We start from the raw sequence: 17,604 nt of genomic DNA, 5'->3' as shown, positions 1-17,604 counted from the left end.
ACCGGAAAGGCAACCGTGGGTCCGTAGACATGGTCGGGTGGGGGAGTCAACGGTTGGCGAGCCGGGCGTCCGACCCGCCGCACTGCGGCGCGACCGGGTGACGGGCGGGCAGTGGCGCGCGTGGTGGCGCTGGTACCTGCTGGTCGGCCTCGCCGTCATGGCCGTCGCTCCCACGGTCCCGGCCGTCGGGCGTCAAGGCCTGTACGGGTTCACGGGCCTGTCGGCCCTTGCCGCGCTGGTCATCGGAGTCCGCCGGCACCGCCCCACCGCTGCCCGGCCCTGGTGGCTGTTCGTCGCCGGCGTGGCGGCTTCCCTCGCCGCATCGATCTGGTGGGTGGTCGAAATGGCGCTGACCGGCCGGCTCAGACCCGGGTCCCTCGGGGACGTCCTGTTCGCCAGTGCCTACCCGTTGTTCATCGCCGGTCTGATCACCTGGGTACGCCGCGACCGCCGCCGGTCGGGCTACGAGAGCGTGGTCGACGCGGGGCTGGTCGTCTCCGGACTGCTGGCCCTGAGCTGGACATTCGTCATGTTCCCGCTGATGTCGAAGGCGGCGATCGGACACCAGACGCCCGGCTACCTGATCTACCCCGTGATGGACCTGTTCGTGGTCGCGATGGCGGTGCGACTGCTGTTCAGTGCCCGGGTCCGCACGGTGTCGTACCTGCTGCTGGTGACCGCGGCGTTCACCCTGCTCATCGCCGATTGCGTCGGCTACATCCTGACGGCGGCCGATGCGACCGGCGTGGACAGCAACTTCGCCGCGCCGCTGTGGGTCCTCACGTACCTGCTGCTCGGCGCGGCGGCGCTGCACCCGTCGATGGCCAGATCGGCCGGGGCGGTCGAGCGCAGCCAGGCGATCGCGTCGCCGCTGCGGATCGCGCTCTACGCCCTGCTCGCGCTCGTCGCGCCGGCCGTCGCGATCGGCATCGTGGTGGCGCGTGGCGGAGAAAGCCCCGCCCAGGACCTGGTCATGCCGTCGGTGTTCGCGGCCACCACCGCGGTGCTGCTGGTGGTACGGCTGGGGCTGCTCGCCCGGGTGGCGCACCGGCGCGCGAACCAGCTCGACGAGCACGCCCTCGCGCTGAGCACGGCGCTGAGCGAGCAGCAGGCGCTGCGCGAGGAGCTGACGTACCGCGCCCTGCACGACAGCCTCACCGGGCTGGGCAACCGGGCGCTGCTGCACGAACGTCTCGACGCGGTGACCGGCCCGTACGGGCTGCTGCTGCTGGACCTCGACGGGTTCAAGGACATCAACGACGCGTACGGGCATCCGGCCGGCGACGAGCTCCTGGTCGAGGTGGCCCAGCGGCTGCGGGCGACGGTCACCGACGGTGTGCTGGTGCGCCTGGGCGGCGACGAGTTCGCGGTACTGCTGGAGCCGGCGGGTGCCCGGGCCGTGGCGGACGCGATGGTCGACTCCCTGCGGGAGCCGTTCGTGTCCGGCGACCGGCAGAGCGAGCTGACCGCCAGCGTGGGCATGCTGCTCGCCGACGCCCCGCTCCCGCAGGGGGAGGCGCTGCGCCGGGCAGACCTGGCGTTGTACGCCGCGAAGGCCGCGGGCAAGAACCGGGTACAGGAGTACACGTCGGCCCTGGCCGCTGACCGGGACCGGCGGACCCGGCTGATCACCGACCTGCGCCGGGCGCTGGCAGCCGAGGAGCTGACCGTGCATTACCAGCCGGTGGTCGAGCTCACCACCGGTCGGATCACGGCGGTGGAGGCCCTGGTGCGCTGGGTGCCGCCGGGGCAGCCGCCGATCTCGCCGGTCGAGTTCATCCCGGTGGCCGAGGAGTCCGGGCTGATCGGCCCGCTGGGAGCCTGGGTGCTGCGGCGGGCGCTCCGCGACGCGCGGATGTGGCACCAGCGGTACGGGATGTCCGTCGGGGTCAACGTCTCCGCCCGGCAGCTTCGGGAGCCAGGCATCGCCCAGCTGATCCTGGACGAGCTTGCCGCGCAGCGGCTGCCCGGCGCCGCCCTGGTCGTGGAGATCACCGAGTCCGTGCTGGTGGTCAACGACGGGCCGGAGGCGGCGGCGGTACTGGCGGTGCTCGACCGGCTGCGCGAGCACGGCGTACGGATCGCGGTCGACGACTTCGGTACCGGTTACTCCTCGCTGGCGTACCTGCGCACGCTGCCGGTGGACGTCCTCAAGATCGACCGCGCGTTCGTCCAGGGCTCCGCCCGGGGCGGTGACCCGGCGGCGTTCCTGCGCGCGATCGTCCAGCTGGGTCGCAGCCTCGGCCTGCGTACCGTGGCCGAGGCGGTCGAGACGCCGGCACAGGCGTCCCGGCTGCTCCAGATGCACTGCACCCTGGCGCAGGGGTACTTCTTCTCCCGGCCCATCGCCGCGGACGAGCTCGGCACCCTGCTGGCGAAGACCGGCGGCAGGTTCGACACCACCACCATCGGCGCCATCGCCGCCTGACCGCGCTACCCCGCGGCCTCGGCGATCGCGCGGAGGGTACCCGGGTCACCCTGTACGAGCAGGGTGGTGACCACGCTCTCCTCCCACTTCGACAGCTCGTCCTTGATCTTCGCGACCGGGCCGACCAGTGCGAGGTCCTCGACCATCGCGGTGGGGACCGCCGCGGCCGCCTCCTGCTTGCGCCCGGACGCGTACAGCTCCTGGATGGTCTCGCAGACGTCCTCGTAGCCGAGGCGGGCGATCGCCTCGCGGTGGAAGTTGACGTTCTTCGCGCCCATGCCCCCCACGTACAGGGCGAGGTGCGGACGGATGCGGTCGGCGGCCCGCTCGACGTCGTCGTCCACCACGACCGGTACGGACGCGGCGACCTCGAAGTCGTCGGGCGTACGGCGGGCGGACGGCCGGGCGAAGCCCTCGGCCAGGGCGCTGCGGTAGAACCCGTCGGCCTTCGGCGAGAAGAACAGCGGCAGCCACCCGTCGGCTACCTCGGCGGCGAGCGCGACGTTCTTCGGCCCCTCGGCAGCCAGGTAGATGGGAATCTCGGTCCTGAGCGGGTGCACCGTGCTCTTGAGCGGCTTACCCAGCCCGGTGCCGCCCTGGTACGGAAGCTGGAAGAACTGCCCGCCGTACTCGACCGGCGCCTGCCGGGCGACGACCGCCCGCACGATCTCGATGTACTCACGGGTGCGGGCCAGCGGGCGGGGGTACGGCTGGCCGTACCAGCCCTCGACGACCTGCGGTCCCGACGCGCCGAGCCCGAGGACGAACCGGCCGCCGGACAGGTGGTCCAGGGTCATGGCAGCCATCGCGGTGGCGGTCGGGGTCCGGGCCGACATCTGGAGGATGTTCGTACCCAGCTTGACCCGGCTCGTGGCCGAACCCCACCAGGCCAGCGGGGTCAGGCAGTCCGACCCGTACGCCTCGGCGGTCCAGATCGAGTCGAAGCCGAGCCGCTCGGCCTCGGCGATCGTCTCCACGACGCCGGCCGGCGCTCCGGTCGACCAGTACCCGACGTGGTAGCCCAGCTTCATCTCCCAGCCCCTCCTCAGAACTGCTCGCCGCGAACGGCCAGCTCGCGCAGCAGCGCCGGCGGGCGGAACCGCTCGCCGTACGTGTCGGCCAGGTAGTCGGCCCGCTCGACGAAGGTGGTCAGCCCGCACGAGTTGATGAACTGGAGGATACCGCCGCTCCACGGCGCGAAGCCGATGCCGAGGATCGACCCGAGCCAGCGGCCCGACGGCCATGCCGGCTGTCCGGATCGGACGGCCTGAGGTCGCTCGCGGCGCCCGGCCCGCACCGACGGTCGTTCGGTCCGGCGAGGTGCGGCCGACCGCTATCGTGGCCGACAGGAACGTCACCGTCTCGCCGTCGATGTCGTCGAGGAGTTTCGTTGGCCGTTCGTATCCTCGTCGCCGAGGACGACCCCAAGCAGGCGCAGCTGATCCGGATCTATCTCGAGCGGGAGGGTCACGGTGTCCAGGTCGTCTCCGACGGACGTTCGGCCATCGAACAGGCGCGCGCGTCGAGTCCGCACCTGATCGTCCTCGACGTGATGATGCCGGTGGTCGACGGCTTGGACGTCTGCCGAATTCTGCGGGCGGATTCGGATGTCCCGATCCTGTTGCTGACCGCCCGGGCGACCGAGAACGACATGTTGCTGGGCCTGGACCTCGGTGCGGACGACTACCTCACCAAGCCGTACAGCCCACGGGAGTTGACCGCCCGGGTCAGGGCGCTGCTGCGGCGGGCGAAGGTGGTCCCGGCCAAGCCCACGGTGCTGACCGTCGGAGACGTCGAGGTCGACACCGCCCGTTTCGAGGTGCGGGTCGCCGGTAGGCCGGTGCCGGTCACGGCCAAGGAGTTCGGCATCCTGGAGGTGCTCGCGGGGGAGCCCGGCCGGGTCTTCACCCGGACCGAGATCATCGACCGGGCCTTCGCCTACGACAGCGACGTCCTCGCGCGGACCGTCGACGCGCACATCATGAACCTGCGGCGAAAGCTGGAAGAGGAGCCCTCCAGACCCCGGTACCTGGAGACCGTGCACGGGCGCGGTTACCGGCTGGCGGAGCCACCGGCGTGAGCTTCCGGCTGCGGGCGCTGGCTCTCATCATGCTGGTGGCGGTGGCCGCCACCAGCGCCACCGCCTGGCTGACCCTGCGCCAGGTGTCGCGCCAGGTCCGCGAGTCGGTCGCCGCAGGACAGGAGGAGACCGCGGCGATCACCGCCGAGCTACGGGCGTACGGCCAGAGCCACGCCACCTGGGCGGGGCTGGAGCACACCGTCGCCGGCCTGGCCAGCCGTACCGGGCAGCGGATCCGGGTCGTCACCGACACCGGGGTGCTGCTGGCCGACTCCGACCTCCTGTCCGGCCGGGCCGCCCGCCAGGTCGTCGGCGTGCCGGTACTCGTCGACGCCCGGCCCACGTTGAGGCTTCCGGAGTCCGGTACGCCGACCGCCCTGGCCCGGCTGACCATCGGCGCGATCCACGAGTACCGCACCGGCGCGCCGTACGCCGCGTGCCTGACCCGGGCCGGCATCCCGGTCACCGCCAGCCCGCGTGCCGACGGAGTGCCGACGTTCACAGTCGCCGGCAACAGTACGAGCGCCGCGCGGGAATGCCCGCAGCAGCCGCCACCGGAAGCCGAGGCCCGTGACGACAACAGCGAGGTGTTGGGCTGCGTGGAGAAGGCGCCCGACGGCGTGCGGCAGTGTCTTGCCCGGGCCTTCGCCGATCGCGTCGCCGGTGTCGCGCCGCCGCCGCTGCAGGTTTACCTCGGTGCGGTCGGCGACACCGTACGTAGCCTGCGCCTCGCGCCGACGCTGCTCGTCGCGCTGGCCGTTGCCGTGGCCGCGATCGTGGGTGCGCTGCTGCTGAGCCGTGGTGTGCTGCGTCCGGTCCGGGCCTTGATCGATGCTTCCGGCCGGGTGGGGGCCGGTGAGCTCGGTCGGCGGGTGCCGGTCTCCGGCCGGGACGAGATCGCGCAACTGGGCCGAGCGTTCAACCGGATGGCCGATTCGCTTCAGGCCAGCGAGGAGCGTCAGCGGCGGTTGACCGCGGACATCGCGCACGAGCTGCGGACCCCGCTGGCCAACCTGCGTGGCTACCTCGAAGCGCTACGGGACGGCGTCGTCGAGCCCACCCCGCAGCTGGTGAGCTCGCTTCACGAGGAGGTGCTGCTGCAGCAGCGGATCGTCGAGGACCTGCAGGACCTGGCGTTGGCGGAGACCGGCGCGCTGACGTACCACCGTACCGAAGTGGACCTGGACGATCTGCTGGCGACCTGTGTGACCACGCACCGCGGGGCGGCGGAGTCCGTCGGCGTCGGCCTGGGCCTGTGGGCACAGGCGCAGCCACGGGTCGACGCCGATCCGGACCGGCTGCGCCAGGTGGTCGGCAACCTGATCACGAACGCCGTCCGGGCGACCTCGCCCGGCGGCCGGGTCGAGGTGCACCTGTCCCAGGACAAGGAGGCCGTGGTGATCCGGGTCCGCGACACCGGTACCGGTATCCCGGCTGATGACCTTCCCCACCTCTTCGACCGGTTCTGGCGCGCCGACGCGGCCCGTGGCCGCACCACCGGCGGCAGCGGTCTCGGGCTGGCCATCGCCCGCCAGATCGTCACCGACCACGCCGGAACGATCGACGTGGCGAGCACCGTCGGCGTCGGTACCGCCTTCACCATCAGGCTGCCGCTGCCCAGCCAGGCTGCTGCCGGGTGAGACGTCGCGTCATCCGGAGGCCGCCGCTGGCGGTCACAGGCCCGGTCGGCCGTTACGCCGCCGACAGCGCCTCGGTCGGTGCCAGGCGGCTCGCCCGCACCGCCGGGTACAGTCCGGCGAGGACACCGATGGCGACGGTGGCCGACAGCCCGGCCAGTGTGGCCCACAACGGCACGACGGTCGGCCACCGCTGGGTGGAGGCGTAGATCGCGGTGATGGCCGTGCCGGCGACGACGCCCCCGGCTCCGCCCAGAGTCGACAGGAGCAGCGACTCGGTGACGAACTGGCCACGGATCTGACCCCGGGTGGCGCCCAGCGAACGTCGCAGCCCGATCTCCGACCGTCTTTCCAGCACCGAGATCACCATCGTGTTGCCGATGCCGACGCCGCCCACGAGCAGGGCGACCGCGCCGAGACCGAGGAGCAGGCCGGTCAGCGTGGAGTTGGCGGCGGTACGAGCGGCGAGCGCGTCCGACGGCCGGGAGATCTGTACCTCGCCGGGGCGCTGGGGATTCGCCGTCGCGGCGAGTACGTTACGGACGGCGGCTACCCGGCTCTCGACGGCCCGCAGGTAGATCGTCGACGGACGGCCGTCGAAGCGAAGATAGGTCTGCGCCGCGTCCCACCCGACCAGCGCGGCGCCGTCGAGTTCGGGCGTCAGGGGCACCGGATCGAGAACGCCCAGCAGCGCGACCCACCTGCCGCCCAGCCACAGGCGTACGCCCGGGGTGTGTATGTCCAGTCGTGCCGCCGCCTGGGCGCCGAGCACGACCGTGGGGTAGTGCGTCGTCGCGGCGTTGAACCACGCTCCGATGTGGACGTTCCCGCCGACCGTGGGCAGCAGCCGGTCGTCGACGGCCAGCACGGCGATGCTGCCGGTCCGGCCCGAGGGTATGTGGTCGTTGCGATACACGTGGGCGTTGACCTCGCCGGTGGCCGTGACCGACCGCACCGGGGCGATGCGCGACAGCATTGCCCCCGACTCCTTGGGCAGTTGGGACTTGTCGCCCTGCAGGGTCTGGCCGGGAGACACCCGTAGCAGGTTGGTTCCCAGGCGGTCGAGCCGTCGGTTGACCTCGGCCTTGCTCGATACCGAGATGCCGATGATGGCGGTCATCGCGGCCACGCCGATCGCGATCCCCAGGGCCGACAGGAAGACCCGCAGCGGGCGGGAGCGCAGCCCCGCACCGCCGAGGCGTACCACGTCGGCCGGGCTCAGCCGTGCTGCGCGCAGTTGTCCGCTCACGGCGCCCCGCCTGCGACCATGGCGATCCGCTGCGGCGCGTCCGCCTCGCGGTCGGCGACGACCTGCCCGTCGCGCATCTCGACCTGCCGGTTCAACGCAGCGGCGATGTCGCGGTCATGGGTGATCACGACGACGGTGGTGCCGGCTGTGTTCAACTCGCCCAGCAGAGCCAGCACCGCCGACCCGGCAGCCGTGTCCAGATTGCCGGTGGGTTCGTCGGCGAGCAGCAGCGCCGGCTCGCCGATCACCGCCCGCGCGATGGCCACGCGCTGCCGCTCGCCGCCCGACAGTTCGTTCGGCAGATGGTCGAGCCGGTGCGTGAGCCCGACCCGGTCCAGCGCGGTCCGTGCCCGCTGCCGGCGTTGCCGCCGCCCGACACCCGCATAGAGCAGGCCGTCCGCGACGTTGTCCAGTACGGGTACCCCGGTCGCCAGGTGGAACTGCTGGAACACGAATCCGATTCGCTGCGCGCGCAGGGCGGAGATCTCGCGATCGGACAACGTGGCGACGTCGTACCCGTCCACCCGAACCCGGCCGGCCGACGGCAGGTCGAGTGTCCCCATGAGGTGCAGCACGCTCGACTTTCCGGACCCGGACGGCCCGACGATGCCGACGAGTTCGCCGTACCCGATGAGCAGATCGACGTTACGCACCGCGGTGACCCCGCCGGGGTAGGTCTTGGACACGCCGGTGAGCTCGACGACCGCGGTCACTGCGGAATCCTCACCGTCATGCCGTCGTGGACGTCGGTGCCACTGACCTCGACCTGGCCGTCGGCGAACAGACCGGTCTGAACGGCGACGAAGCGGCTGGATCCGCCGTCGGCCACCTCGAGCCCGTAGCCACCCTCGGCGAGGGCGACGAGGGCGGTGACCGGTACCGCGAGGACGTTCTCGCGTTTGTCCACGACGTATCTGATCTTCACCGGAGAGCTGTTCAGGTTGCCCAGGACGTTCTGGTCCGGAATCTCGATCAGTACCGGCACGGTGGGGTTCTGGTTGGCCGATCCGTCGGCGCCGGCGGTCTGGCCGCCGGTGCTGGGCGGGGCCGAGGCGTCGGCGCCCACGCCGGCGACGGTGCCCGGGACGGACCGGCCGTCGGGCAGGACGACCTCGACGGCGGTGCCGGTGCTGGCCCACGACGCCTCACCGACCGGTGCGTTTACGGTCACCATCCGGTCCGTGGTTGTGTAGCCGACCAGGTCGCCCGTTGCCGGGGCGCCCACCCGGACCAGCGTGCGCCCGATGCGGACCGGGCCGGACGTGTAGACGACGTCGCTGACCTCCATGGCGCCCGTCTGCGGCACGCCCAGGTCCTTCTGCCAGCGCTTGACCGCCTGGGTGGTCTGTTTGGAGTAGGTCTCGTCCACGGTGAAGCCGCCGTAGCCCAGATCCTTCAGATTGGTCTCGAACTGCTTGACGTCCCGGCCCCGCAACGGCTCAGCGGTGGCGGCGGGCGTGGGGGCCGAGTCGGCGGCCGGTGGCGCCGACTCGGCCAGCCGCCGGTACATCGGCAGGTCACCGTAGAGCAGCACCACCGGCCGGTCGTCGATCCGCAGCAGGGGCTCACCACGCCTGACGACCGTCCCCGCGGCCGGCAGCCAGGTGACCGTGCCGGTCGTCTTGACGCCGAGCGGAATCTCCGGGCCGTGGTCCAGCGTGCCGTCCACCGTGGTGGCGTTGATCAACGTGGTCCGGGCGACGCGGACGGTCCCGCCGGTCCGGGTCGTACCCGAACCGGCGGGCGGAGAGCCGGACCCGCCCAGACCCGCCGCGCCGATACCCGCCGCGGTGATGACCGCCGCTGCCGCCAGGCCGATCAGGACGGCCCTTCGCCTGCGCTGCCGCCGGGCCGAACCGGGCCGCTCCCCGGGATCGTCACTGTCGACGTGCGTCGCCGGACCCGGGCACACGGAGGTGCTGACGGTACTGTCCATGGTCATCGTTTCCGGCATCGGGACGGCGTGGTCCGCGGCACGGTTCATCCGCGCGTGCTGGGCTGGTTGGTCGGGTCGCCGATGATGCCGGCGCAGGCCGTGGTGGCCTTGCGGGCACCCTCCGAGGTCTGGTTCCACTTGGAGTTCCTCGACGTGTTGCCGTCCGGCCCCGGGTCGGGGAAGTCGGGGGCGCCGTTCTGCTGCATGCACCTCGCGTACCGGCGCGCGGTGTCGATCTGTTCCGGCGAGAGCTTCGGTTTCCTCATCTCCAGGACGCTCTCGGGTACGGGCGGCACCTGGGAATGGCACTTCGCCTGCGCGGCCTGGAACTTCGCGTCGGACTTCAGCGCGGCGGCGTCGCCGGGGAACGTGATCTCGCCGGTCGGGCCGGGGTCGCTGACGTCCACGCCCTCGGCCCGCAAGCAGGCCACCCACGCGCGCATCCCGTTGACGTAGGAGGTCAGATCACCCGCGACGGCCGTCGCGCTGGCGGTGGGACCTCCCGGCTGCACGCTGGCGACCTCGGGCTCCTTGCCGCCGCCACATCCGGATACGGCGAGCGCGGCCACCACCGACGCGCCGATGAGGAGGCGTGGCGCGAGCGACCACCGCTTGAAGTTCCGAACCGTCCGCCGGCGGCTCCGTCCGGCGGGTACTCGTGCTGTCATCGCCATCCCCCACGGCCTGGTCGTCTGAACTGCTGGGAAAGGTGCCGAGCCGGTACGGGGTCGCCAGTTGGCGTCCCCCGCCGGCGACGGCGGCGGATCGCCACGAAACTAGGACGGAGCCGATGAAGAACCGATGAAGGAACCGTCGGATTCTCTTGTGGTCGTATGCGTGTCTCCGCGCTGCGGAGCCGTATAGAACCTCACCGGCAGTGACGCGCTCGGCAGGGTTCCGATCACTTCCTGTTCGGGTCATCTGGCCTGCAGGCGTGGTCCGCGGCCGAGTCTTCAGCCCGAGCGAGCAGATCCCAGAGGTCGTTTCCCACACCACCAGCGCGGATGTGGCCGTTGCACCTGAGTTTCATCGGCACGACGCTCGTCAGATCCCCGCATTACGAATGCCGGCCTACCAGTAGGGCGACGACGCACCGCTGCTTGCGACCCGGTATCCACTAGGACTGCGCGGGCGGTAATCTTGCCCCGTCGGGCCGCTAGCTCAATGGCAGAGCTGCGGACTTTTAATCCGTAGGTTCAGGGTTCGAGTCCCTGGCGGCCCACCAGCGAAGATAGACAACCGTAGATTAAATCTGGCACCCTTTTCGGGTACTTTTGTTCGCTTGGGCGCTCCGTGGGTGCTCCGATTCGGCGTTTCCGCAGGTCAGCACGGTTGGGTAAACCGGTCTGCTGTCGAGGTCGTCCCGCAGTTGTGGACGAGGCGTCGACCCCGCCCTGGTACGGCGCTAAGCGCCGAGGGAGGCGCCGGACCAACGGCGGCGGCCGTCCAGCCGCAGGGATGGACGGCCGGGCCTCGCCACGGTCGTGGTGACGCGATGGGCGGTTGGTCAGCCGGCGTGTCGCCGTGCGAGGGGGACCAGTGCGGCGGCGTCGGCCTTGGCCCGTTCGGTCTCCAGTTCGTGGATGACCGAGGTGTAGGTGTCGGCGGTGATCGCCATGGAGGAGTGGCCGAGGGTTCCTGGATGTCTTTCATGTCGGCACCGGCGGCTTTGAGGTAGGTGGCCGCGCAGTGGCGCAGGTCGTGGAGCCGGACCGGTGGTAGGCCGGCGTCGGTGACCAGGCGTTCGAAGCGTTCGCTGACCGGTTCGGGGTGCCAGGGCTGACCGTGTCGGGCTTGGCGAAGAACAGTCCGGTGTGCGGCCAGTCCGGTCCGGAGACCAGCGGGCGCGGCGGGCGTGGTGGGCCCTGAGGGCGGCGAGGGTTGCCGCGTCGAGGAAAATGGTGCGCCCGGCGGCTTCGGTCTTGAGGGGCTTGGTCACCGCGGGGTAGCCGACGCTGGTGATCTGCTGGGAGATCACGGCGAAGCCGGCGTCGAGGTCGATGTCGGCGTCGCGCAGGCCGACGGCTTCGCCTGCATGGTCGCCGCCGACACCCGACTGCCGCCAGCTTGTCTGGAGGTTGATGTCGCTGGTGGCTGCGGGCTGCCGGGTTCCGCGCGACGTGGGAGATCTCGATGCCCGGTGAGGCGCGATGGTCGACGGAACCGTCTGGTGTCAGTCGGCGCCGACCAGGGCGGTGGTGTCGATGCGGGCGGGTGGCAGGCCGAGTATGACGTCCACGCCGAGCACGCCGAGGACGCGGGCGGCGAAGGCGCTGACCGCGGTTAGCCGCAACCGCACACCTACCTGTGCGCTGATGCGCTGGGCGACGACGAGGGTGCCGATGCCGGTGGAGTCGATGAAACCCAGGCCGCGCAGGTCCAGACCGATGGCGTGGACGTCGCCGCGGTTGAGGAGCGCGGTGATGGCGGTCCGGAGCTGGTCGGCGGTGGCGCAGTCCAGTTCGCCGGTGACCACGACGACGACCTCGTCGCGCCCGGCCGCCTCGATCGCGATGCGCAGCCTCGACTGCCCGTCAGGCACTGGGTCCATAGTCCGGTCATTCTAGTCATACGAACGGCCATGGCGGGATAGCTGAACAGCCGGCGGGGGTCCAATCCGTAGCGCGGTCGTGGCAGGAGCGGTCCGGACCTACGCGGCCCTTGCTCGCCGCGCGGGCATGACGGGGCCCGATTGCTTCCTTGAGAAGATCGTCGAGTGCTGGGGGTCAGGCGCCGCGGTCACCGGCGGGCTCCGGCGATCCGCAACACCCGGGTGACGGCCGCTTCGGCGATGGGTGGTCGGGTCGAATGACCACGAGCGTTGCCGACGGCGGCCCGTACTGCCGTCGGCGTCTACCCGACCGGGGTAAGTGCGGTGAGAGGGCCATTCGGCGCGCTGGGCGGGTCGTCGGGGGCGAAGCCCCACAGGCCGGCCAGGCCGGTCATGCGCAGCAGCCGAGTCGCCGAGGGGCTGGCGGCGGCCACGGTGAACGGCAGGCCGGCGGCGCGGGCGGTTTTGAAAGCGGTGACCAGGGCGGCCACGCCGACGGAGTCGATGAACGTGACCGCCGACAGGTCCACGGCGACACCCTGCCCGCCCGGGTGCGTGACCGCCTCGAAGGCGACCTCGCGCAGCAGGGCCGCGCTGGTCACGTCGATGTCACCGTGGGCGTGGATGGTCACGAGGGCATCGTCGCGGTAGGTGATCCACGCCTGTCCACGACTCATGTGACCTCCCAGGTTGCGCGACGGCAGCCCGGTGGTAACCACCTGCCGAGATCTTCAAACGTCACAGCGGATCTTCCACCCGGTTGGGCGACCCACCTCGGCCAGGTCGACCACCTGCACCGCACGGTCGCCGGCCAGCAGCCGAGTCATCTCCGGCTCCACCGTGCGAACCGTCGAGGAGCACAGCTCGCCGGCCAGGGCGAGGACGGCGGCCCCGTGCATCTCGTACGCCGACCACCTCAAATTCCATTGCTCGGCCTTACCCGCCGACTTCGGTCGCTGCCTGCGTAACGGACAACAGGCGACAGGGTCACCGCTGTGTGGGTCGTTCGGCAGGTGCGCGCCTGGGGCGTACGGTGGGCCCGAGGTCCTCACACGCGCACCTGGAGGCGGGCAGTCGGCATGGCAGGCACATTGATCAACACACGCCGTGCGCCGGACGGAAGCCTGCTGGTCGAAGTCCGCGGTGAAGTCGATCTCCAAGCCTCCGGCCGGTTGCGTGGCATCCTCGTTGATGCCGCGACGCACCAGATGCCCACCCGGATCATGGTGGACCTGCTGCATGTGACGTTCATCGACTCCACCGGCGTCGGCGCGCTGGCCGCTGGCCGCAACGCCGCCCAGCGGATGCGCCTGGGGTTCGCCGTGCGCAACGCCACCGGCATGGTCGCCGCGCAGCTTCGCCAGACCGGCCTGTACGACGCGCTGACCCACGGCTAGAAACACCGGCCCGGTCCCACCGGACCGGCCGCCCTGACCACCGACCAGCGGCCGGCCAGAGCGGACGGTCACCCCGCCTGGTCTGTTGCCTGCCTGGGTAGTTGGGTTCGGGTCAGGGTGGTCAGCACGCCGGTGATGCCGAGAACCCGGCGTACCTGTCCACGGGTATTGGTGACCACGAAGGCGCAGCCATGGTGCAGGGCGGCGCGTCGGGCCGCGATGAGAGCCGCGATGCTCGTCGCATCGATGAAGACCAGGCCCCTAACGTCGACGGTGATGCGCGCCGGGCGCTCGGCCACCGCGTCGAACAGCACGTCACGCAGCATGTCACGGCCGGCGATGTCGGCCTCACCGGCAAGGACGATGGTGACCTGGCCATCGGCGTGACTGACCGCGTGCGCGAGTGTCACAACTGTTCGCCTGCCTTCACGACCGATACCCCTGTTCGGGTAACGACGCTATCCGGGTCGGCCCGCCACCGGCTATCGGCCGAACCCGCGGCACAACACATCCGGGCGGGCCGCAACGGTAACCACCCGGCCGCCCGGCTCCCCGACGCTGCGACGTGCGGCCGATACCCGCGACCACCCGAACGGACACCACTGGTTGGGCTATCGGCGCCTGCACCCGGCCGGCGCCTGTACGCCCGCAGGCAGCGGCATCGATTGATCACCCGTACGCGCGGCGCTGATCTGCGTACCGGCAGCGGCGGCCGCAGCCGGTGTCTGGTTGGACGGCGGCGCGGGCGCGGGCGCGGGACGAAGATCAGCACAATCCGGCGGGGCGGCCGATTGGATCATCGGTCCCGGCTGCACGAACCGCCGAAATCATTGCGGCGGCCGGCGGCGACATCAACTCCGGTCGCTCCGCCTTCGGGCCGGCTACGCCGCGGCCGGCGCGGACGTGGTGCCCGCATTGCCGGTGAGGACGGTCTCGACGTGGGTGGCCAGGGCACGTGGCGAGAGGGGCTTGTGCAGCAGCAGTGTGGCGCCGACGGCTTCGGCCATCTCGGCGCAGACGCCCCCGCCGGTAGCCACGATGACGGGGACGCCGGTGACCTCAGGGTCGGACCTGATCGCGGCGATCAACTCCAGCCCGGAGATGCCGGGTGGCATGTCGACGTCGGTGAGGACCAGGTCCGGGCGATCGGCGCGGACCTTGGCCAGCGCGGAGCCGCCGTCGGGGCACGCGATCACGCGGTGCCCGGCGCGGGTGAGCACGCGGACGAACACCGCGAGCAGGTCCGCATCGTCTTCAGCGATCACCACTGTGGCCATAGGTCCTTGGTCTCCTCTCTTATCCGCGATCGTAGCTGCGGAGAAGGTGCCTCGATCATTGCTGCCGGTTGCGGCGCGGTAGCGGTGAGGGATGAATGTGAGGTGGGTCGTCCGGTACGGCGCGCCATCGGGTGTGGTCAGGGCGTGAAGCTGAGCGAAGCCGCTACTCGCCGGTGTCCCTGCCGTGGCATGCCCACGATGGCCGGTGCGGCTGGGTAGCTGTCGTCGCCGGGCGTGCACGTCTCGGCCGTGCGGGCCTTCTCGGCGAACACCAGGCGTCCCAGGCGTGTGAGCGCCAGGCCGGACAGTTCATACGCGGCGTCGCCGTCGAGGTCGTCGACGAAGCGTCTGCGGTCGTGGGCGCTGGTGAGGTCACCGCCGGCGGCCTCCCAGCGGTCCATGGCGCGAAGCGCGGTGCGCAGTTGCCTGACGTCTGCCAACAGTGTGGGCATTTTGGTCATGATGTGTACCTCCTGTCTGGTTCGGCGCTGCCAGGGCGGTTGTTGTCACCGTGGTGTCCACCATGGGGTTAGTACGATCAGCCAAGACAACCGATGACCGGCGGCACAGTCGCCCTGAGGCGCGGCCACCACCTCCGGCCAGTCCGGCCCCCGGATGCGGCACGAACGCACCCGGTCCAGATCGGCACCGAGTTCGGCCGCGGCGACCGGGCTCAACGTCGGTAAACCGACGACCACACACCACACCCCTGCCCGCGACGCACCGCCAGAAACGCAATGACCAGCGAGGTGGCACGGGCGACCGTCACCGGCGACCCGCGGCGCAACCCCCGTCCGGGCAGCAAGTCCCGCAGTGGCGCTACGACCTCAACCACCCGGTCGGCGCCCGGCCGCACACCATGTTCGCTGGCCCTATCCACCAGCGCGGATCGCGCGGCCGCTCGGCGCACCTGGCCGGAGTTGACCAGCCGCAGCAGTTCCTCGGCCGCCTGCACCCCTGGCGGTGCGGGGTACCTCAGCAATTGACTGTTGGACAACGGCGGCGTGATGTTCGGGAGGCGTTCGTAGTCGCGGACGGTGCGTCGACAGCAGGTGATTCAGGACATGGTCCGCTCGACGACCCCGCGACGCGGGAGGACCTGGAAGCCGACCTGGCTGGCGAGTTTGGCGACGATCTGCACGGCGATGCCCAGCAACCTCTACCGACCTGGGGCAGGATCGGCATGGGATTCAGCACCGCGCAGTACGAAGCCACGATCAACAAGCCCACCTCGGGGCTCAGCGAACTGTCGGCCAAGCTGGGCGAGGTCGGGCTGACCGCCGCCAAGCTGCGTGCCCTCGGCGAGCGCGCCGTGGCCACGCTCAAAGGCTGGAAGGTCCTGACCAAGCTGCGCTGGCACGGTACAGGCGTGCGTGGCGGATAACGTACGGGACTACGGGGTAGCAGGCCACTTGGTCACTTCGCGGGATAGGGGCATGATTTCGCCCGGCTCACGGCCGGTCGGCGAGTCCGCGGAGGGCATGTTGATCACCAGCCTTCGCTGTGGGGGATGCGGATGACCACGCAGATGGCTCGGCCTCAGATGCGAATCACTCCGAACATGTTCGCGATCCCGTACGGGCTGGCTGGCCTGGCTACTTGCTGGGGATACGCCGCCCTCCTGAAGCTGGCGCCCGCGATTGTGGCCGGCGTCCTGCTCATCGCCACCGCCGCGGTATGGCTGGTGCTCGTCGTCGGGTACCTCTCGCAGGTGCCGCGCCGGCGCGGCGGCTGGCGCGCCGAACTGGCCGATCCGGTGTTGGGACCGTTCGTGTCGCTGATCCCGATCGTCGGCATGCTCCTGGCGATCGGCCTGATGCCGCACGCCCTCGCCACCGGTAGGTGGCTGTTTGGGGTCTTCGCCGTCGCCACCACCGTCCTGGCCGGGTGGATGACCGGCCAGTGGCTCGTTGAAGACCTCGACCTGGACCGGCTGCACTCCGGCTACGTCCTGCCCGCGGTCGCCGGAGGGCTCATCGCCTCCATCGGCGCCGCCCTCGCCGGCTGGACCGGAATCGCCCACGCGTTCATGGGCCTGGGCGTCGTGTCGTGGCTGCTCATCGGCTCCGCCATCATGGCCCGGCTGATGTTCCGCCCTCGGCTGCCCGCGCCGCTGACGCCCACCTTGGCGATCGAGGTCGCGCCGCCCGCCCTGGCCGGCCTCGCCTACCTGGCCATCACCCACGGCAGAGTCGACCTGGTCGCCCTGGCTCTCGGCGGCTTCACCGCGCTCGCCGTGATCGTCCAGATCCGGCTCATCCCCGTGTACCGCAGGCTGTCCTTCGGCCCTGCGTTCTGGTCGTTCGCGTTCCCGTACGCCGCGGTGGCCACCTTCGCGCTGCACTGGGTCAACTACGGAAGACCCGTCGGGTACAAGGTCTGGGCCTGGATCGTCCTCCTCGCGATCACCGCGTTCATCGCCGCCCTGGTCGCGGAGACCATAGCGGCCCTCGCTCGGCGCAGATTCCTGCCACAACTCCAGTAACCGCGCCAACGGTCACAGCTGTCGCGTCCGACCGCGTGGACAGGCGGTGACGTATCACAGTGAGGACTCGGGCCAAGGCCGAAGCGAACGTGCCGTACCGGCACCGATGTGGCCCCGGCCGGTGGGCGCAGCTCCTCATCAGGGATGAGAGAGGGTGCCGACGTCGTTACAGGACGTCGGCACCCTTGCGAATGGGTGAGCTGCGATCAGACGCGGAACTGGCCGACGATCTGCTGCAGTTCGGTCGACATCTGGGCCAGGTCGGTGGCGGCCCGGTTGGCTTCGGTGATACCGGTACTGGTCGACTGCGCGGCGGCGGCGACCCCGGTGATGTTCGAGGCGATACTGGTGGCCCCGGTGGCCGCCTCCGACACGTTGCGCCCGATCTCGCTGGTGGTCGCGGTCTGCTCCTCCACCGCGGACGCGATGGTCGCCGAGTATCCGCTGATCTTCTCGATGACCTCGGCGATCTGCCCGATCGCCTCGACCGCCGCGCCGCTGTCGGACTGGATGGCCTGGACCCGCTGCGAGATGTCCTCGGTCGCCTTGGACGTGGCCTGGGCG

At 70.8% G+C, this 17,604-nt stretch carries 18 protein-coding genes, 1 tRNA gene and 3 pseudogenes; 7 read left to right on the top strand and 15 right to left on the bottom strand.

What is annotated here, in order from left to right:
- Nucleotides 1-37 precede the first annotated feature (37 nt).
- On the top strand, nucleotides 38-2,428 hold the full coding sequence (locus tag Pme01_RS22150; RefSeq protein ID WP_168113809.1) for a putative bifunctional diguanylate cyclase/phosphodiesterase: 2,391 nt from the start codon (nucleotides 38-40) through the stop codon (nucleotides 2,426-2,428).
- A 5-nt stretch (nucleotides 2,429-2,433) separates the two neighbouring features.
- On the opposite strand, the gene Pme01_RS22145 is transcribed toward Pme01_RS22150, so the two are convergent.
- Complete coding sequence (locus Pme01_RS22145; protein WP_168113810.1) at nucleotides 2,434-3,459, bottom strand: LLM class F420-dependent oxidoreductase; 1,026 nt, start codon at nucleotides 3,457-3,459, stop codon at nucleotides 2,434-2,436.
- A gap of 14 nt (nucleotides 3,460-3,473) precedes the next feature.
- Nucleotides 3,474-3,725 (bottom strand): hypothetical protein, encoded by a 252-nt coding sequence (locus Pme01_RS22140; RefSeq protein ID WP_203935801.1) that lies wholly within the window; start codon nucleotides 3,723-3,725, stop codon nucleotides 3,474-3,476.
- 93 nt (nucleotides 3,726-3,818) lie between these two features.
- On the opposite strand from Pme01_RS22140, the gene Pme01_RS22135 reads away from it, so the two are divergent.
- Nucleotides 3,819-4,508 carry a response regulator transcription factor gene (locus tag Pme01_RS22135; RefSeq protein WP_168113811.1) on the top strand — a complete coding sequence of 230 codons (690 nt, stop codon included), beginning with the start codon at nucleotides 3,819-3,821 and terminating at the stop codon, nucleotides 4,506-4,508.
- Nucleotides 4,505-6,148, top strand: a complete 1,644-nt coding sequence (locus tag Pme01_RS22130) for a sensor histidine kinase (RefSeq protein ID WP_168113812.1) — start codon at nucleotides 4,505-4,507, stop codon at nucleotides 6,146-6,148. The genes Pme01_RS22135 and Pme01_RS22130 overlap by 4 nt, the downstream gene beginning before the upstream one ends.
- Before the next feature lie 52 nt (nucleotides 6,149-6,200).
- Here Pme01_RS22130 and Pme01_RS22125 read toward each other — a convergent pair whose 3' ends face one another.
- Genes Pme01_RS22125 through Pme01_RS22110 form a run of 4 tightly spaced genes read right to left on the bottom strand, consistent with a single transcriptional unit; the run spans nucleotide 6,201 to nucleotide 9,998 of the window.
- Nucleotides 6,201-7,394 carry an ABC transporter permease gene (locus Pme01_RS22125; protein WP_168113813.1) on the bottom strand — a complete coding sequence of 398 codons (1,194 nt, stop codon included), beginning with the start codon at nucleotides 7,392-7,394 and terminating at the stop codon, nucleotides 6,201-6,203.
- A complete protein-coding gene (locus tag Pme01_RS22120; protein WP_203935800.1) occupies nucleotides 7,391-8,107 on the bottom strand; it encodes an ABC transporter ATP-binding protein in 717 nt (238 codons plus the stop codon). Before Pme01_RS22120 ends, Pme01_RS22125 begins: the two co-directional genes overlap by 4 nt.
- A complete protein-coding gene (locus Pme01_RS22115) occupies nucleotides 8,104-9,330 on the bottom strand; it encodes a peptidoglycan-binding protein (RefSeq protein WP_168114086.1) in 1,227 nt (408 codons plus the stop codon). The genes Pme01_RS22120 and Pme01_RS22115 overlap by 4 nt, the downstream gene beginning before the upstream one ends.
- A 44-nt stretch (nucleotides 9,331-9,374) precedes the next feature.
- A complete protein-coding gene (locus tag Pme01_RS22110) occupies nucleotides 9,375-9,998 on the bottom strand; it encodes a hypothetical protein (RefSeq protein ID WP_203935799.1) in 624 nt (207 codons plus the stop codon).
- 482 nt (nucleotides 9,999-10,480) lie between these two features.
- Here Pme01_RS22110 and Pme01_RS22105 point away from each other — a divergent pair.
- Nucleotides 10,481-10,555: transfer RNA gene (locus Pme01_RS22105), tRNA-Lys, on the top strand.
- Between the two features lie 470 nt (nucleotides 10,556-11,025).
- Here the strand turns inward: Pme01_RS22105 and Pme01_RS31830 are convergent.
- From Pme01_RS31830 to Pme01_RS22085, 4 genes and pseudogenes are all read right to left on the bottom strand, one after another.
- Nucleotides 11,026-11,070, bottom strand: a pseudogene (locus Pme01_RS31830) (hypothetical protein); the annotation flags it as partial.
- Nucleotides 11,071-11,503: 433 nt separating this feature from the next.
- Complete coding sequence (locus tag Pme01_RS22095) at nucleotides 11,504-11,881, bottom strand: STAS domain-containing protein (protein WP_168113814.1); 378 nt, start codon at nucleotides 11,879-11,881, stop codon at nucleotides 11,504-11,506.
- Nucleotides 11,882-12,183: 302 nt separating this feature from the next.
- Complete coding sequence (locus Pme01_RS22090) at nucleotides 12,184-12,558, bottom strand: STAS domain-containing protein (RefSeq protein ID WP_168113815.1); 375 nt, start codon at nucleotides 12,556-12,558, stop codon at nucleotides 12,184-12,186.
- A 54-nt stretch (nucleotides 12,559-12,612) separates the two neighbouring features.
- Nucleotides 12,613-12,780 (bottom strand): hypothetical protein, encoded by a 168-nt coding sequence (locus Pme01_RS22085; protein WP_168113816.1) that lies wholly within the window; start codon nucleotides 12,778-12,780, stop codon nucleotides 12,613-12,615.
- Nucleotides 12,781-12,960: 180 nt separating this feature from the next.
- Here Pme01_RS22085 and Pme01_RS22080 point away from each other — a divergent pair, with 180 nt between their 5' ends.
- Nucleotides 12,961-13,278, top strand: coding sequence for an STAS domain-containing protein (locus tag Pme01_RS22080; RefSeq protein ID WP_168113817.1), 318 nt, complete (start codon nucleotides 12,961-12,963; stop codon nucleotides 13,276-13,278).
- A gap of 68 nt (nucleotides 13,279-13,346) precedes the next feature.
- Here Pme01_RS22080 and Pme01_RS22075 read toward each other — a convergent pair whose 3' ends face one another.
- The 4 genes and pseudogenes from Pme01_RS22075 to Pme01_RS31980 form a co-directional block, all read right to left on the bottom strand.
- Nucleotides 13,347-13,688: an STAS domain-containing protein gene (locus Pme01_RS22075; RefSeq protein WP_168113818.1), complete on the bottom strand. Its 342-nt coding sequence runs from the start codon at nucleotides 13,686-13,688 to the stop codon at nucleotides 13,347-13,349.
- Nucleotides 13,689-14,159: 471 nt separating this feature from the next.
- Nucleotides 14,160-14,555: a response regulator gene (locus Pme01_RS22070; protein WP_168113819.1), complete on the bottom strand. Its 396-nt coding sequence runs from the start codon at nucleotides 14,553-14,555 to the stop codon at nucleotides 14,160-14,162.
- Nucleotides 14,556-14,692: 137 nt separating this feature from the next.
- Nucleotides 14,693-15,007, bottom strand: a complete 315-nt coding sequence (locus Pme01_RS22065) for a hypothetical protein (protein WP_168113820.1) — start codon at nucleotides 15,005-15,007, stop codon at nucleotides 14,693-14,695.
- Between the two features lie 54 nt (nucleotides 15,008-15,061).
- Nucleotides 15,062-15,295, bottom strand: a pseudogene (locus tag Pme01_RS31980) (ImuA'/RecA-like NTPase); the annotation flags it as partial.
- A gap of 443 nt (nucleotides 15,296-15,738) precedes the next feature.
- Between Pme01_RS31980 and Pme01_RS31155 the strand changes: the two are divergent.
- Both Pme01_RS31155 and Pme01_RS22055 read left to right on the top strand, forming a co-directional pair.
- Nucleotides 15,739-15,939 (top strand): hypothetical protein, encoded by a 201-nt coding sequence (locus Pme01_RS31155; protein WP_239088396.1) that lies wholly within the window; start codon nucleotides 15,739-15,741, stop codon nucleotides 15,937-15,939.
- A 159-nt stretch (nucleotides 15,940-16,098) separates the two neighbouring features.
- Entirely contained in the window at nucleotides 16,099-17,040 is a 942-nt protein-coding gene (locus Pme01_RS22055) for an SLAC1 family transporter (protein ID WP_168113821.1), read from the top strand.
- Nucleotides 17,041-17,246: 206 nt separating this feature from the next.
- Here Pme01_RS22055 and Pme01_RS22050 read toward each other — a convergent pair.
- Nucleotides 17,247-17,604 (bottom strand): annotated as a pseudogene (locus Pme01_RS22050) (methyl-accepting chemotaxis protein); the annotation flags it as partial.

This window comes from Planosporangium mesophilum (assembly GCF_016863255.1).
GTDB classification, from domain to species: Bacteria; Actinomycetota; Actinomycetes; order Mycobacteriales; family Micromonosporaceae; genus Planosporangium; species Planosporangium mesophilum.
This window is presented reverse-complemented; position numbering and strand designations above follow the sequence as displayed.